Annotated in this window: 13 protein-coding genes; 8 read left to right on the forward strand and 5 right to left on the reverse strand. The window is 56.7% G+C overall.

Annotated features, from left to right (window positions below; translation table 11 throughout):
* From K5Q35_RS13900 to K5Q35_RS13925, 6 genes are all read left to right on the forward strand, one after another.
* The gene (locus K5Q35_RS13900) at positions 1-1,617 is read left to right on the forward strand and encodes a GMC family oxidoreductase (RefSeq protein WP_220799980.1); all 1,617 of its coding nucleotides are present in this window, start codon (positions 1-3) and stop codon (positions 1,615-1,617) included.
* An 11-nt stretch (positions 1,618-1,628) separates the two neighbouring features.
* On the forward strand, positions 1,629-2,732 hold the full coding sequence (locus tag K5Q35_RS13905) for a mandelate racemase/muconate lactonizing enzyme family protein (RefSeq protein WP_220799981.1): 1,104 nt from the start codon (positions 1,629-1,631) through the stop codon (positions 2,730-2,732).
* 274 nt (positions 2,733-3,006) lie between these two features.
* The gene (locus K5Q35_RS13910; protein WP_220799982.1) at positions 3,007-5,379 is read left to right on the forward strand and encodes a DUF1989 domain-containing protein; all 2,373 of its coding nucleotides are present in this window, start codon (positions 3,007-3,009) and stop codon (positions 5,377-5,379) included.
* Positions 5,376-5,777 (forward strand): group II truncated hemoglobin, encoded by a 402-nt coding sequence (locus K5Q35_RS13915; RefSeq protein WP_013960546.1) that lies wholly within the window; start codon positions 5,376-5,378, stop codon positions 5,775-5,777. The genes K5Q35_RS13910 and K5Q35_RS13915 overlap by 4 nt, the downstream gene beginning before the upstream one ends.
* A complete protein-coding gene (locus K5Q35_RS13920) occupies positions 5,774-6,160 on the forward strand; it encodes a hypothetical protein (RefSeq protein ID WP_220799983.1) in 387 nt (128 codons plus the stop codon). The genes K5Q35_RS13915 and K5Q35_RS13920 overlap by 4 nt, the downstream gene beginning before the upstream one ends.
* A gap of 97 nt (positions 6,161-6,257) precedes the next feature.
* Positions 6,258-6,638, forward strand: coding sequence for a hypothetical protein (locus K5Q35_RS13925; protein WP_259650542.1), 381 nt, complete (start codon positions 6,258-6,260; stop codon positions 6,636-6,638).
* Between the two features lie 87 nt (positions 6,639-6,725).
* Here the strand turns inward: K5Q35_RS13925 and K5Q35_RS13930 are convergent, their stop codons facing one another.
* The 5 genes from K5Q35_RS13930 to K5Q35_RS13950 form a co-directional block, all read right to left on the reverse strand.
* Positions 6,726-8,063, reverse strand: coding sequence for an NAD(P)-binding domain-containing protein (locus K5Q35_RS13930; RefSeq protein WP_220799985.1), 1,338 nt, complete (start codon positions 8,061-8,063; stop codon positions 6,726-6,728).
* Positions 8,064-8,126: 63 nt separating this feature from the next.
* Positions 8,127-9,455 carry a type III glutamate--ammonia ligase gene (gene glnT / locus K5Q35_RS13935; RefSeq protein WP_013960551.1) on the reverse strand — a complete coding sequence of 443 codons (1,329 nt, stop codon included), beginning with the start codon at positions 9,453-9,455 and terminating at the stop codon, positions 8,127-8,129.
* A 57-nt stretch (positions 9,456-9,512) separates the two neighbouring features.
* A complete protein-coding gene (locus tag K5Q35_RS13940) occupies positions 9,513-10,856 on the reverse strand; it encodes an FMN-binding glutamate synthase family protein (protein ID WP_220799986.1) in 1,344 nt (447 codons plus the stop codon).
* Between the two features lie 9 nt (positions 10,857-10,865).
* Positions 10,866-11,543 (reverse strand): GXGXG domain-containing protein, encoded by a 678-nt coding sequence (locus K5Q35_RS13945; protein ID WP_013960553.1) that lies wholly within the window; start codon positions 11,541-11,543, stop codon positions 10,866-10,868.
* A 2-nt stretch (positions 11,544-11,545) separates the two neighbouring features.
* Positions 11,546-12,475 (reverse strand): glutamine amidotransferase family protein, encoded by a 930-nt coding sequence (locus tag K5Q35_RS13950; RefSeq protein WP_220799987.1) that lies wholly within the window; start codon positions 12,473-12,475, stop codon positions 11,546-11,548.
* A 201-nt stretch (positions 12,476-12,676) separates the two neighbouring features.
* On the opposite strand from K5Q35_RS13950, the gene K5Q35_RS13955 reads away from it, so the two are divergent.
* On the forward strand, positions 12,677-14,074 hold the full coding sequence (locus tag K5Q35_RS13955) for an ammonium transporter (protein WP_220799988.1): 1,398 nt from the start codon (positions 12,677-12,679) through the stop codon (positions 14,072-14,074).
* A 28-nt stretch (positions 14,075-14,102) separates the two neighbouring features.
* Entirely contained in the window at positions 14,103-14,273 is a 171-nt protein-coding gene (locus K5Q35_RS13960) for a hypothetical protein (protein WP_013960556.1), read from the forward strand.
* Positions 14,274-14,283 lie beyond the last annotated feature (10 nt).

Genomic DNA, 14,283 nt, shown 5'->3' on the forward strand with positions numbered 1-14,283 from the left:
TTGGAAGCGGTGGACTATGTCATCGTCGGTGCGGGGTCAGCAGGTTCGGTCCTTGCCAACCGCCTGACGCAAAGCGGCAGATATACCGTGCTGCTGCTGGAGGCGGGGGGAACCGACAGAAACCTCTGGATTCAAATGCCCATCGGCTATGGCAAGATTTACCATGATGCGCGGGTCAATTGGAAATACACCACCGAACCAAATGCCGGGCTTAAAGATCAGCGATCCTATTGGCCGCGTGGCAAGGTGCTGGGCGGGTCCAGTTCCATCAACGCGATGGTCTATGTGCGCGGACACCCGCGCGATTATGCCGAATGGGAGGCGGTCGCGCCGGGCTGGGGGTGGGATGATGTGGCCCCTTTGTTTCAGCGTATGGAAGACTGGGACGGCCCGGCACATCCGGCGCGCGGTACGGCTGGACCTCTGGCGGTGCATGACGTTTGGGGCGAAGTGCACCCGCTGACCCATGCCTATCTGCGCGGCGCTGAGCAGGCGGGTATCCCCCCAAACCGCGACTATAACGCGGGCGAGATGGAGGGTGCGAGTTGCTATCAGATCAATACCAAAGGGGGACTGCGCGCCTCCGCCGCGCGCAGTTATCTGATGCCTGCGAGAAAGCGCGCGAATTTGGAAATTCGCACCCGTGCCCATGTCACGCGCGTTTTGTTTGAAGGCAAGCGGGCGGTCGGGGTCGAATACCGGCACAAGGGTCAGGTCAGATCCGTCAAGGCGCGCGCCGAAGTTATTCTGTCAGGGGGTGCCATCGGCTCACCGCAGGTTCTGCAACTGTCGGGGATTGGTCCGGGTGCCGTGTTGCAGGCGCAAGGGGTAGAAATCGTGCAGGACGCGCCGGCAGTGGGGCAGAACCTTCAGGATCATCTGGGTATTGATCATCTTTACCGCGCCCGTGTGCCGAGCCTTAATCAGCAGCTGCGCCCCCTGCCGGGCAAGATCAGGGCGGCTTTGCAATACGCGCTGAAACGCAAAGGGCCGCTCTCGCTCAGCCTCAATCAGGGGGGTGGGTTCATGCGCCTGTTCGACACATCACCGGGGCCTGATCTGCAGCTCTATTTCTCGCCGCTCAGCTACGCGCGCGCTCCCGTTGGCGTGCGCCCTCTGATGAGCCCGGACCCGTTTCCCGGCTTTTTGATGGGGTTCAACCCGTGCAAGCCGACAAGTGTCGGGCATTTGCAGATTCAATCGCCTGACCCGATGGCGGCTCCGTTGATATACCCTAACTATCTGGACACAGCGGAGGATCGCGCGCTGATGCTGGCAGGGATCAAATTGATCCGCGAGATCGCTGCGACCCCGGCGATGCAGGCGGTAATCGAAAGTGAACTTCTCCCCGGCGTCAGGTGCACGCGCGACGAAGACATCGCTGCCTATATCCGGGAAAAATCGTGGACAGTTTTTCATCCCTGCGCGACCTGTCGGATGGGGATGGACCCCGCCGTTTCCGTGGTTGACGCGAGGCTGAAGGTGCACGGAATAGAAGGCCTCAGGGTGGCAGATGCCTCCATCTTTCCAACCATCCCGACCGGAAACACAAATGCCCCCGCGATCATGGTCGGTGAGAGAGCATCCGACCTTATTCTTGCCGATGCCAAGCCCTGAAAGGACTTCACATGAAGCTGAAATCGATTGAGACCTTTACCACTGAGGCCGTGGGCTTTGTGCGCGTCACGACGCAGGACGGGGCGCAAGGATGGGGGCAGGTATCGACCTATCACTCTGACATCACCTGTACGGTTTTGCACCGGCAGGTCGCGCCCTGGATGCTGGGTCAGGACATCACGGATCTGGATGATCTGCTCGACATCGTGACAGAGCGCGAGCACAAGTTTCCCGGCTCTTACCTGCGCCGTGCCATGGCAGGTGTAGACACCGCAATCTGGGACTTGCGCGGCAAACAAGAGGGTAAACCCGTTGCTGAATTGCTGGGTGGCACGCCGGGGTTGATCCGCGCCTATGCGTCCTCGATGAAGCGCGATATCACGCCCAGCGAGGAAGCGGACCGCTTGAAAATGTTGCGGGATACGCAAGGGTTCACCGCCTTTAAAATGCGTGCCGGTGCAGAGGTCGGGCGCAACCGCGATGAATGGCCCGGTCGCACCGAAGAGATCATTCCGACCATGCGCCGCGAACTGGGCGATGACGTGGATTTATTGATCGACGCCAATAGCTGCTACACGCCGGACCGCGCCATTGAGGTTGGCCATATGTTGCAGGACCATGGCTTTTGCCACTTTGAGGAACCCTGCCCCTATTGGGAACTCGCGCAGACAAAACAGGTCACTGAAGCTTTGGACATTGACGTGACCGGGGGGGAACAGGACTGTGATCTACCGACTTGGCAGCGCATGATCGACATGCGGGCCGTGGATATCGTTCAGCCCGACATCCTGTATCTCGGGGGCATCTGCCGCACGCTGAGGGTCGTTCAGATGGCAAAAGCTGCCGGCCTGCCCGTAACGCCGCATTGCGCGAATTGGTCGATGGTGACCTTGTTCACGATGCATCTGCTGCGCGCCATTCCGAATGCCGGGAAGTATCTGGAGTTTTCAATCGAAGGGCCTGATTATTACCCTTGGCAAGAGGGGCTGTTCGTTGAAACGCCCTATGGCATCGAAGACGGGCATGCGCGTATCACGGACAGACCCGGATGGGGTGTGGAGATTTCCCCGGAATGGTTGGCCAAGGCGCAATATCAGCTGAGCGAATTGGCGTGATCTGACTATTGTTGATGGTTGTGTTATGCCGCAAGCAGTGCGGATTTGACCGCAGAACCACGCGACTGTTGCAATCATAATGCCAAACCTGTGGCGATGGTACGGGGGCGGAAGCCCATGCCACGCTGACAATCGTCGTCAGACTATACCCCTGATCCCGCTAAAAGAGAGGCAGGTGCGTTAAAATACTTGCAGTGAAAACCGACGCATGCTTATTCTTAAAAATAAATTTTTATTCCGGTCGTGCAAATTAATAGCTGGGACATGATGCGATATGCTTGACGAAATATATGCCAACGTGCGTCCCGGGCCGCCTTCACCCAGCAAAATCTACCTGCCGTCGCAGTTTACCTTGCCGCCCGGCACCGAAAGATACGTGGTGGAGGGTATGGGTGCCGTTTTGATCCCGGTATTCGCAGGCGATGCGATTACACTGATCAATGACGAAGGTGCGCAGATCTGCGAAGTTGTTGCGGCTGGAAAAGGTGGCAAGATCGACCCGACGATCCTGAACGCTCCGGGCAATGCACAGGCCGAAGGGCTGCGCCGATTGTTGCTCAGCAGTGATCAATCCTTGCGCGGATTGCGGATGGGGCTTGATGCGCGCGGTATTGACTTGTCCGATGCGCCTGCGGTGCAGATATTTGCGAGCGACACGCCCGCCGGATCACAAGAAAGCCTGCGCGTGGAACGGGATGGCAGCCTGATTGTTGCTGCACCGGGGTTGCCCATGGACGCAGAGCGTCAGAATACAACCACGCCGATCACGGTCATGGTCAAACGCGCGGTGATCAAACGACACGCCAGTTTTGAGGCGCCGGACCCGCTTGCCGATCCGATTGACGATATTCGTGTCCATACCCAGACCGCAGAGGCGTATTTTGTCAAAGCGGGCGACTACATCCAGATCATTGATGTGGATGGCCGGCAATGCACTGATTTCGAGTGTTTTTCGGCCCGTAAACTCGACAAGGGGATCGAGCACGCATTGGATGTGACGACCACGCGCACGCTGATGGGGCATGCCTATCCGATGCCCGGTCTGCACGCAAAATACTACGATCAGGAGATGCTGCCGCTGGTCGAGGTCGTGCAGGACACCTGCGGTCGCCATGATGCCTTTGCATTGGCCTGTTCGGCGAAATACTACGATGACATCGGCTATCCCGGCCACGTAAACTGCTCTGACAATTTCAATGGTGCGTTGGAAAAGTTCAATGTGACGGGCCGTCCCGGGTGGATGGCGATCAACTTCTTTTTCAACACCTTTCTGGATGAGCATGGGGTGATGTACTCGGACGAACCGTGGTCGCGTCCGGGTGACTATGTCCTGCTGCGCGCTCTGACCGATATCGTCTGCGTTTCATCTGCCTGTCCGGATGACACATCCGCTGCAAACGGGTGGAACCCAACTGATATTCACGTGCGCACCTACTCTGGAAAAGAGACCTTTCAACGCGCTGTTGCGTACCGTCCCACCCCTGAAGCAGAGCCCAAAATGACAAAACAAACCGGATTTCACGAGAGCTTTGCCAAGCACACGCGCAACTTTATTGAATACAACGGCTATTGGCTGGCCAGTTGTTACGCCGAGACCGGGCCGATCGAGGAATACCACGCCTGCCGCGAAAAATGCGTGATCATGGACCTCAGCCCGTTGCGAAAATTCGAAATCACAGGGCCTGACGCCGAAGCGCTATGCCAGTATATTTTCACCCGAAACATGAAGACATTGGCCGTGGGCGGCGTCGTTTACACCGCGATGTGCTATGAACACGGTGGCATGATCGACGACGGAACGGTGTTCCGGTTGGGCAAAGACAATTTCCGCTGGATCGGCGGAAACGATTATGGCGGGGAATGGATCAGGGAACAGGCGGAAAAACTGGGCCTGAAAGTTCTAATTCGCTCATCCACAGATCAGCTTCACAATGTGGCGGTTCAGGGTCCTGAAAGTCGCGACCTGCTGCGCAAGCTTGTCTGGACCGCACCGCATAACCCGGAGTTCGACCAGCTTGGATGGTTCCGGTTTTCACCGGCGCGGCTTAATGATGAATCGGGCACGCCTTTCGTTATCTCGCGGACCGGCTATACGGGCGAATTAGGGTATGAGGTCATGTGCCACCCCAAGGATTGCGCAGAGATTTTCGACGCCATTTGGGAGGCCGGGCAGGCGCATGGGATCAAACCCATGGGGCTGGAAGCCTTGGATATGGTGCGCATCGAAGCGGGTCTGATCTTTGCGGGTTATGACTTTTCCGACCAGACCGATCCTTTTGAAGCGGGCGTCGGGTTTACGGTGCCGTTGAAGTCAAAGACGGACGATTTCATTGGCCGCGACGCGCTGCTGCGGCGCAAGGAAAACCCGATGCGCAAGCTGGTGGGCCTTGAAATAGACAGCAACGTGGATGTGGGACATGGCGACTGCCTGCATGTTGGCCGCGCGCAGGTGGGCGAGGTGACGTCGTCCATGCGGTCCCCGCTGTTGGGCAAAAACATCGCGTTGGCGCGTGTTGACGTGGCACACGCCGATGTGGGCACGGTATTGGAAGTGGGCAAACTTGATGGTCACCAAAAACGTCTGCCCGCTGTTATCGCACCGACCGTCGCCGCTTATGACCCTGCCAAGGAACGCCCCCGCTCATGACACAAACCATGCTCGATCAAATCGGTGGAGAGCCCGGGTTGAGTGAGCTGGTGACCCATTTTTATGATCTCGTCGAAACCGAACCTGAGGCGGCGCGTCTGCTGGCGTTGCATATGGACGGACACGGTCTGGAACATACCCGCGAAGAGCAGTTCAATTTCCTGTCCGGCTTCATGGGCGGGCGGCAATATTACCTTGAGAAACACCGCCATATGAACGTGCGCGAGATCCACGCGCATGTGCCCATTCTGCTGGAGGATGCGGAATTGTGGCTCACTGTGATGGACCGAACCTTGAGCGATCTGGGCCATTTGGGTCCCAAAACGGAGCGGCTGCGCACCACTTTGCGAAAGGTCGCTTTGCTGTTGGTGAACGATGGAAAGGTGCCGGGGGCATGAGGGCCGTCAAAACCGTGTCCTGCGTGGCGGTCATGCTGCTGTGTGCGCTTCCGGCGCTGGCCCAAGCGGTCAAGCTGAAAGCCTACGAAATCGAGGCGCTGTTGTCAGGGAACACGGTCTTTGGCCAATGGGATGGCGCTGATTACGTTCAGTTTTTCGGCAAAGAGGGAAAAACCGTTTATGCACAGCCAGATACGGCGTCCCTCTATGGAAAATGGCGCGTCGACGCAGAGCGTGACGAATTTCAAAGCATCTGGCCAGACGATGCGGACTGGGAAGGCTGGTTCGTGATGGAGTGGGACGGCGATTTTTACTGGGTCAGCAAATCAACGCCGCCAACGCTTTTTCGTGTCGAAGAAGGAAACCAGATGGTACGCGAATAGCATGTACCCTCTGATCAATCGAATGTGCCTCAGGCGAAACCGTCGACTCTACGTTGTGCTCTGGCTGTTTGCGCTGACGTCAGCTGGTAGCGCGTCCTTGGCGGGCGATTTCTGCACCGAACTGGAGAAATACGACCCGTCGCAACAGGGTGACATGTCCCTGTTTGAGGCGTCAGGTATGGCATCCGGCGCTGTTTGTGCCACGTCGCGTGCGCTTTCCGGGGCTGTGTCAAGCCACTGCTATTGGTCGTTTCCTTACCGATCCGCCGCAAGCACGCAGAGCTTTGACGCTGTGGTTCAGCGGGTCGCTGATTGTGCCAATGCGCAAGTGTACTCCAAGGAAAATACGGTCAACCACCCCGATACCTACGATTTGCGCCGTTTCACGGTTGCGGGCAAGATCGTCGATGTATCGCTCAAGGACAAAGCCGCTTTGCAGCAAACCATCGTGTTCTTGCGTATCTCTGGCGCGCCTTAGCTGCGCTGTTTTATGCGTGTCAGGTCAGATGAAACGCGACCGCCGCCGAATGACCGGCGGCGGTTTGCTGCAAGACAAGAACGTGCATCAGTTCTGTAGATAGACCTCAAGACTGTCGTCCAGCGCGTCTTTCCACGGCGTGTGATGCTTGGGGGCCATGGTCCCTGTGATCACAGATTTATACCCGTTGTCACGGAACGTCATGATGTTCTTCTTTTTGTGACCCTTCCATTCCTTGAAGGCCTGACAGGCCCCTTCCAGATCAAAACTTGGATAATCCGTTTCCGCGATCAGTTCCTTGACGTAATCACCCTGATACCAGATGGCATCATAGTCATCTTCTCCGGCATCCTCACGGGCCACGCGTTCTTCGACATCGGCAAGCATCGTGGCGCGGTCGGGCAGGGCGATCCGGCCGAGCAGCACATCACGCGCCCACCACGCCTGCGCGTCGAACATGTTGAAGGTGAACCACTGGTCCTGCATCCCGAGGTAAAAGAGGTTCGGATTATCAATCCATGCGACACCCTTGTACAGGTTCGCCGTCGCCAGCCGGTTCGCCGTGCGCAGGCAGAGGTTGTCGGCCATGAAAGGGAAGTGGTGCTGGTAGCCGGTACACAGGATGATGGCGTCAACCTTGCGGGATGTGCCATCCTTAAAATGCGCAGTGTTGCCGTCAACCTTGAGAAGCAAAGGCACTTCTGCCCAGTTATCGGGCCAGTCATATCCCATGGCGGCGGTACGATGACTGACCGTGATGGATTTTGCGCCGTATTTCCAGCATTGGGACCCGATGTCTTCGGCGGAATAGGAGGTGCCGATCAGCAGAAGGTCCATGTCTTTGAATTCCAGCGCATCACGGAAATCATGTGCATGCAACACGCGGCCCTTAAACGAATCAAAGCCCTCGAACTCCGGCACATTGGGTGTCGAGAAATGCCCCGATGCGCAGACGACGTAATCAAATACCTCTTCGTATTCATTGTCACCGGGCAGGTCTTTTACCTTGACCGTGAACTTGCCGTCGTCCGTTTCTTCAACACTGCGGACCGCCGTTTCAAACCGGATCAAGTCACGCACACCGGCCTTTTTCACGCGGCCTTCGATGTAGTCAAAGAGCACGGCGCGGGGCGGATAGCTTGCGATCTGTTTGCCGAAGTGTTCTTCGAACGAGTAATCCGCAAATTCCAGACCTTCTTTGGGGCCATTGGACCACAGATACCGATACATCGATCCATGTACGGGTTCGCCGTATTGATCCAGACCTGTGCGCCAGGTGTAGTTCCACAATCCCCCCCAGTTGGACTGCTTTTCGAAACAGACAACTTCGGGGATGTCCGCGCCTTTTTCCTTGGCCGACTGAAAGGCGCGCAGTTGTGCCAAACCGGATGGGCCGGCACCTATGATTGCAACTCGTTTTGTCATTTAGTGTCTCCTGCAGTACTGAGTAGATGTGAGGGCTTAAGGCGCGCAGGCCTCTTTCTTAGCTCAGATATCCAACGTGTTTTCTTTTTCCCATCCGCTGAAATACGACGTGAAATCATGCCACTCTTGCGTTTTCAATTTCAGGTACGCTGCCGAGAATTCGGCTCCCATTGCTGCTTTGAGGCCCTTATCCTTGTCATAAGCGCGTAGCGCATCCAGCATGTTCAGAGGTAATTTGGGCGCACCGCGCACCTTGTGACCCTCGGCATACATATCAATGTCATGGCGCTTGCCGGGGTCCGCCTTGGAGCGGATGCCTGACAGGCCTGCGGCAATGATAATCGCTTGCAACAGATAAGGGTTTGCCGCCCCGTCCGGCAGGCGCAATTCAAAGCGGCCCGGCCCGGGCACGCGGACCATATGTGTGCGGTTGTTGCCCGTCCACGTCACAGTATTGGGCGCCCATGTGGCCCCGGAAGTCGTGCGGGGGGCGTTTATGCGTTTGTAGCTGTTCACCGTCGGGTTGGTGATGGCTGCAAGTGCTGAGGCGTGTTTCATGATCCCGCCAAGGAAGTGCTTGCCGCGCTCGGACAGGCCAACCTCGCCGGTCTGTCCTTCGCCTTCGCCAGCGAAAACATTCACTTTCGATGCGGCTCCGGGGGCATCCCAGACTGAAATATGCGCGTGACACCCGTTGCCGGTCAGACCTTCGATCGGCTTTGGCATGAAGGTGGCGCGCAGGCCGTGCTTTTCAGCCACGGATTTCGTCATGAACTTGAAGAATGAATGCTTGTCGGCGGTCTGCAATGCATCGTCAAAGTCCCAGTTCATCTCAAACTGGCCGTTGGCGTCTTCGTGGTCGTTCTGATACGGGCCCCAGCCCATATCCAGCATGTAATCACAGATTTCACGCACCACATCATAGCGACGCATGACGGCCTGTTGATCGTAACAGGGTTTTGCGGCGGTATCGAATTCATCACTGATCTGACTGCCATCAGGGGTTAGCAGGAAAAACTCCGCTTCGATGCCGGTCTTGACATGAAGACCTTCATCTGCAGCTTCGTCCACCAAGCGGCGCAGCACGTTGCGCGGCGCTTGGGCGACTTCCTGCCCTTCCATCACGCAGTTTGCAGCAACCCATGCGACTTCCGGTTTCCAAGGCAGCTGGATCACGGAGGACGGGTCAGGCACGGCCAACATGTCCGGATGGGCCGGCGTCATGTCCAACCATGTCGCAAACCCGGCAAACCCGGCACCGTCTTCCTGCATATCCGCGATGGCTTGCGCGGGGACCAGCTTGGCCCTCTGCCCACCAAACAGGTCGGTGAAAGAGATCATAAAGTACTTAACGCCTTTTTCTTTTGCAAAGGCCGCCAGATCAGTTGTCATGTGTTTGTCCCTATCAGTCGTAAAACGGGCGCGTGCCAATGGCCGCGCCCTTATTTTTTAATAGCTCGTGCCGGGTTTCCCCGGGTACCAGTCCGTGCCTGCCAATGGAATTTTCGCCATGGCGGCAGCTTCCATCGTCAATGCACAAAGATCTTCGGGTTCAAGGTTGTGCAAATGGTTTTTGCCACATGCACGTGCAATGGTCTGTGCTTCCAGTGTCATTACCTTGAGGTAGTTGTTCAGTCTTCGCCCGCCTTCCAGCGGATCAAAGCGCTTCATCAACTCGGGGTCTTGCGTGGTGATCCCCGCAGGGTCCTGGCCCTCATGCCAGTCGTCATAGGCACCTGCCGTGGTGCCAAGGGCATTGTACTCCGCCTCCCACTTGGGGTCGTTGTCTCCCAGCGCAATTAGTGCCGCTGTCCCGATGGCCACGGCATCCGCACCCAGCGCCATCGCCTTGGCCACGTCTGCGCCGGTCCGAATGCCGCCCGATACAATCAGTTGAACTTCGCGGTGCATGTCAAGATCCTGCAGCGCGCGCACGGCCTCGCGGATACAGGCAAGGATTGGTTGCCCGACATGTTCAATGAACACGTCCTGCGTCGCCGCTGTGCCGCCCTGCATCCCGTCCAAAACGACCACATCCGCCCCGGCTTTGATCGCCAGTGTCGTATCGAAATAGGGGCGCGCGCCACCGATCTTGATATAGATGGGTTTTTCCCAGTTCGTAATTTCACGCAACTCGAGGATCTTGATCTCAAGATCATCCGGCCCTGTCCAGTCCGGATGGCGGCAGGCAGAGCGTTGATCGATGCCCTTGGGCAGATTGCGCATTTCAGCAACCCGGTCCGAGATTTTCTGACCCAGAAGCATGCCGCCACCGCCGGGCTTGGCCCCTTGCCCTACGACGATTTCGATCGCATCACAGCGGCGCAGATCGTCTGGGTTCATGCCGTAGCGGGATGGCAAATACTGATAGACCAGTTTTTTGGAATGTCCGCGCTCTTCTTCGGTCATGCCACCATCGCCGGTTGTGGTCGAGGTGCCCGCAAGCGTTGCGCCGCGGCCCAGTGCTTCTTTGGCGGGGCCGGACAAAGCGCCAAAAGACATGCCCGCAATGGTGACGGGGATGTCCAACTGGATCGGGTTCTTTGCAAACCGGGTGCCCAAAGTGACCGAGGTCTCGCATTTCTCGCGATATCCTTCGAGCGGATAGCGCGAGATCGAAGCCCCCAGAAAGAGCAAATCATCGAAATGTGGCACCTTCCGCTTGGCACCGCCGCCCCGAATGTCATAAATTCCCGTGGCCGCCGCGCGTCTGATCTCAGCGTTTATAGGGTTTGAAAACGTAGCGGATTGGATTGGGGTCGTGCGCGGTGCACCATTGGCATCATCTTTCATCTCAGTCCCCTAGTACGCATTGTCGATGTTGAAATTATACAGTTGGCGGGCGGACCCGTAGCGCTTGAACTCTGACGCCTTGGCATCGCATTGGCCCCGTTCCAGCAGTTCGGTAAGCAGCTCCAGATGTTCGGGTCGCATCTCTTTCTCGATGCAATCGGCACCAAGGGATTTTACCGATCCGCGCACGAACAGCCTTGCCTCATAAAGCGAGTCGCCAAGCGCTTCGCCAGCGTCGCCGCAAACGACCAGATTGCCCGATTGCGCCATGAATGCAGACATATGTCCAATGTTGCCATGTACGATGATATCAATGCCCTTCATGGATATCCCGCAGCGGGAGGAGGCATTGCCTTTGATGACCAACGTGCCGCCATTGCCGGTTGCGCCCGCGTATTGCGACGCGTCCCCGTCAATAAAGACTGTGCCGGACATCATGTTTTCAGCGACACCCGGACCGGCGGATCCATGGACGTTTACAGTCGCCTGCTTGTTCATGCCGGCACAGTAATAGCCGGTCGATCCTTTGATGTTGACCTCGATGGGCGCGTCAAGACCCACGGCTATTGCATGGCTGCCCTTGGGGTTCACGATCTCCCAGACGGTTTGGTTGGTGTCCTTGGACTGCGCATGTAGTGTTGAGTTGAGTTCGCGCAGACCCTGCGCCTCCAAGTCAAATGTTTGCATGATCAAGCCGCCTTTTCAGTTGCGGTGGGGGCTGCGCCATGGCTCCAGAAATACACAGTGGCGGGTTCTGGTTCCCAGACGCGGGCGTTTTCAATACCGGGAAGGTTCACAAGTGCGCGGTATTCAGAGCCGAACGCGACGTATTGATCCGTTTCGGCCATCACGGCGGGTTTGCAGGCGATCGGGTCGCGTACAACGCCGAACCCGTCCTTTGTGCCCACAACGAAGGTGAAAAAGCCGTCCAGATCATCCAGCGAGCTTTGCAATGCTTCGCCAAGTGTTGAACCGGTTTGCATTTTCCAAGTCAGATAGGCCGCACCAACTTCGGTGTCGTTCTCCGTCTCGATGTGCACCCCAAGCCGACGCAGTTTGCGCCGCAGCGAATTGTGGTTGGACAAGGACCCGTTGTGCACAAGGCATTGATCAACACCGGTGTTGAACGGATGCGCACCCATCGTTGTGACGGCTGATTCTGTCGCCATGCGGGTATGGCCAATACCGTGCGAGCCGCTCATTTTGCGCAGTTCGAACCGTTCTGCCACATTTTTAGGCAGACCGACTTCCTTGTATATTTCGAGCGTTTCGCCATGTCCCATGACTTTTACACTTGGCCGAATGTCGCGCAGCACCACACGTGCTTTGGCGGCGGCCACCGTATCAAGGCGCAGAACTGCATGGGTGTCTTTGATGCTCATTTCCACCATGCTGCCGAGGTGCTTTTGCAGGTCCTCATCCAGCTTGGCAAAGTCCAGATCCGGCGTGCTGGACTGTACGGTCAGTTTGGCCTTTCCTTTTGTTTCATCACCGTAAATTGCGATGCCGGCACTGTCTGGACCGCGGTCCGTCATGGTGATGAGCATATCCGTCAGCATATCGCCCAGCTGAGGTTCAAGCGCTTTGTCTTTCAGAAAAAGTCCTACGATCCCGCACATGGCCGGGGCCTCCCTTGAGGTGATTTTAATGTCCGACTCAAACGCTAGCATCAAAACTTTGACCACTCAACAGGCAGGAAACTTTTTTTCACACGTGTGAAAAAAGAGTCGCCTTAGCGCGCTTCTCATGTTTCATTTTGATCAGCGCTGCAGCTTGCACATGACAGCGTATGAGAACCAACAGCTACACGGGAGCAAATCGTGGAAGAACAAATTGCAGAATTAACGGCCCAGATTGCGGCCCTTCAGGGGAGTGGGCAAACGACCAATCGCATGTTTGCGGAAACCTTCTACTACCTGACAATCCCCTTGATGATCATCATCCATGTTGGCTTTCTGGCATATGAAATGGGCGCGTCGCGCCTGAAGAACGTGTTGAGTTCGGGTGTTAAAAACCTGCTCGCCTTTGCGTTCATGATCCCGACATTCTACTTTTTCGGCTGGTGGGTATATTGGGGATTTCCAACCGGATTGCCGGGTGCGCCGGGGCCTGCAGGTATTTCAGGCGTTGAATACGCAAATTCTATTGCATGGGGCTGGGGTGAGAGTGCGCAATATATGGGTCCGAATGTCGCTGATCAGGCGTCGGGCGTATTTTTTGGCGCTTTTGCACTTTTCGCGGCAACCACGGCGTCCATCATGTCGGGCGCTGTCATCGAACGCATCCAGACCGTTGGATTCATCATCTTAGCCGTTGTGCTGGGTAGTTTTGCTTGGGTCGTTGCGGCAGCCTGGGGCTGGCACGCGGATGGCTGGTTGGTCACGCAGTTTGGCGTACATGATTTTGGTGCTGCTGGGTTGGTCCATGCGGTGGCTGGGTTCTTTGCACTTGGTGTTCTGATCAATCTTGGTCCGCGCATCGGCAAGTTCAACAAAGACGGTTCGGCCAATCATATTCCGGGGCATAACATGCCGCTGACAGTGACGGGTCTGATGCTGATCATTGTGGGGTTCTGGGGCTTTTTGATGGCCTGCGTGATCGTGCCCGGCGAAGCCTGGAGCTGGTTTGGAGATAAACCCGCGACGATCTACGGCACGCCGGTGACCTTGTCGGCTTTGTCCTTCAATATATTGATGGCGATATCTGGTGGTATCATTGGCGCATGGTTGTTCACCCGCGATCCGTTCTGGATGATGTCGGGTGCGCTGGCGGGTATTATCTCGACCGCATCGGGGCTGGATATTTATTTCCCGGCGATTGCCTTCATAATCGCATTCTCTGCTGGGGTGATTCTTAAGCCCTGTGCGGATTGGTTGGAACGGCGCGGCATCGACGATGCCGTCGGGGCAGTCACGGTGCATGGAACAATCGGCCTCTATGGCCTGATTTTGTTGGGTATATTCGGGGCAGGATATCCTTCGCTGCAAGGGGCTGCCGGTGAGGTGCCGACAATCAGCCTGATGGGGCAGATCGTGGGCGCCGTGGTATTCTTCCTGCTTGGATTTGTCCCTGGGTACGTCATTTCCTTCATCCTCAAGATGTTCGGAATGCTGCGTATCCGCGAAGGGGCCGAGCGAGCAGGCATGGACCTCGTCAAAGTGCCCGCTGCCGGGTATCCTGAATGGGGCGTGGACGCCCCCGTGACACCTGCCGAATAAGCTCAACACCCAACTGAAAGGAAAAGAAATGTTTCCATACGAAGAAGCCTCTTGGAGTGTCGTTGATGGCGCGATGTTTATGGGATGGGGCACGTCGTTGCCGGGGTTGTCCACCTTTGTTGCAATCGTGATTTGCGTTGGTGTGCTGGTGATTGGCCAGCGGACCGAAACGCAGAAAACGAAAAAGTTCGACAAGTAAACTGAATGCC

This window comes from Roseobacter sp. OBYS 0001, assembly GCF_019654895.1.
Taxonomy (GTDB): Bacteria; Pseudomonadota; Alphaproteobacteria; order Rhodobacterales; family Rhodobacteraceae; genus Roseobacter; species Roseobacter litoralis.

Excerpts from the sequence above, each read along its gene's own strand:
- K5Q35_RS13950 (WP_220799987.1), bottom strand. The coding sequence starts at position 12,475 with ATGTGCGGGATCGTAGGACTTTTTCTGAAAGACAAAGCGCTTGAACCT.
- K5Q35_RS13960 (WP_013960556.1), top strand. The coding sequence starts at position 14,103 with ATGTTTCCATACGAAGAAGCCTCTTGGAGTGTCGTTGATGGCGCGATG.
- K5Q35_RS13945 (WP_013960553.1), bottom strand. The coding sequence starts at position 11,543 with ATGCAAACATTTGACTTGGAGGCGCAGGGTCTGCGCGAACTCAACTCA.
- K5Q35_RS13915 (WP_013960546.1), top strand. The coding sequence starts at position 5,376 with ATGACACAAACCATGCTCGATCAAATCGGTGGAGAGCCCGGGTTGAGT.
- K5Q35_RS13920 (WP_220799983.1), top strand. The coding sequence starts at position 5,774 with ATGAGGGCCGTCAAAACCGTGTCCTGCGTGGCGGTCATGCTGCTGTGT.
- glnT (WP_013960551.1), bottom strand. The coding sequence starts at position 9,455 with ATGACAACTGATCTGGCGGCCTTTGCAAAAGAAAAAGGCGTTAAGTAC.
- K5Q35_RS13940 (WP_220799986.1), bottom strand. The coding sequence starts at position 10,856 with ATGAAAGATGATGCCAATGGTGCACCGCGCACGACCCCAATCCAATCC.
- K5Q35_RS13930 (WP_220799985.1), bottom strand. The coding sequence starts at position 8,063 with ATGACAAAACGAGTTGCAATCATAGGTGCCGGCCCATCCGGTTTGGCA.
- K5Q35_RS13905 (WP_220799981.1), top strand. The coding sequence starts at position 1,629 with ATGAAGCTGAAATCGATTGAGACCTTTACCACTGAGGCCGTGGGCTTT.
- K5Q35_RS13910 (WP_220799982.1), top strand. The coding sequence starts at position 3,007 with ATGCTTGACGAAATATATGCCAACGTGCGTCCCGGGCCGCCTTCACCC.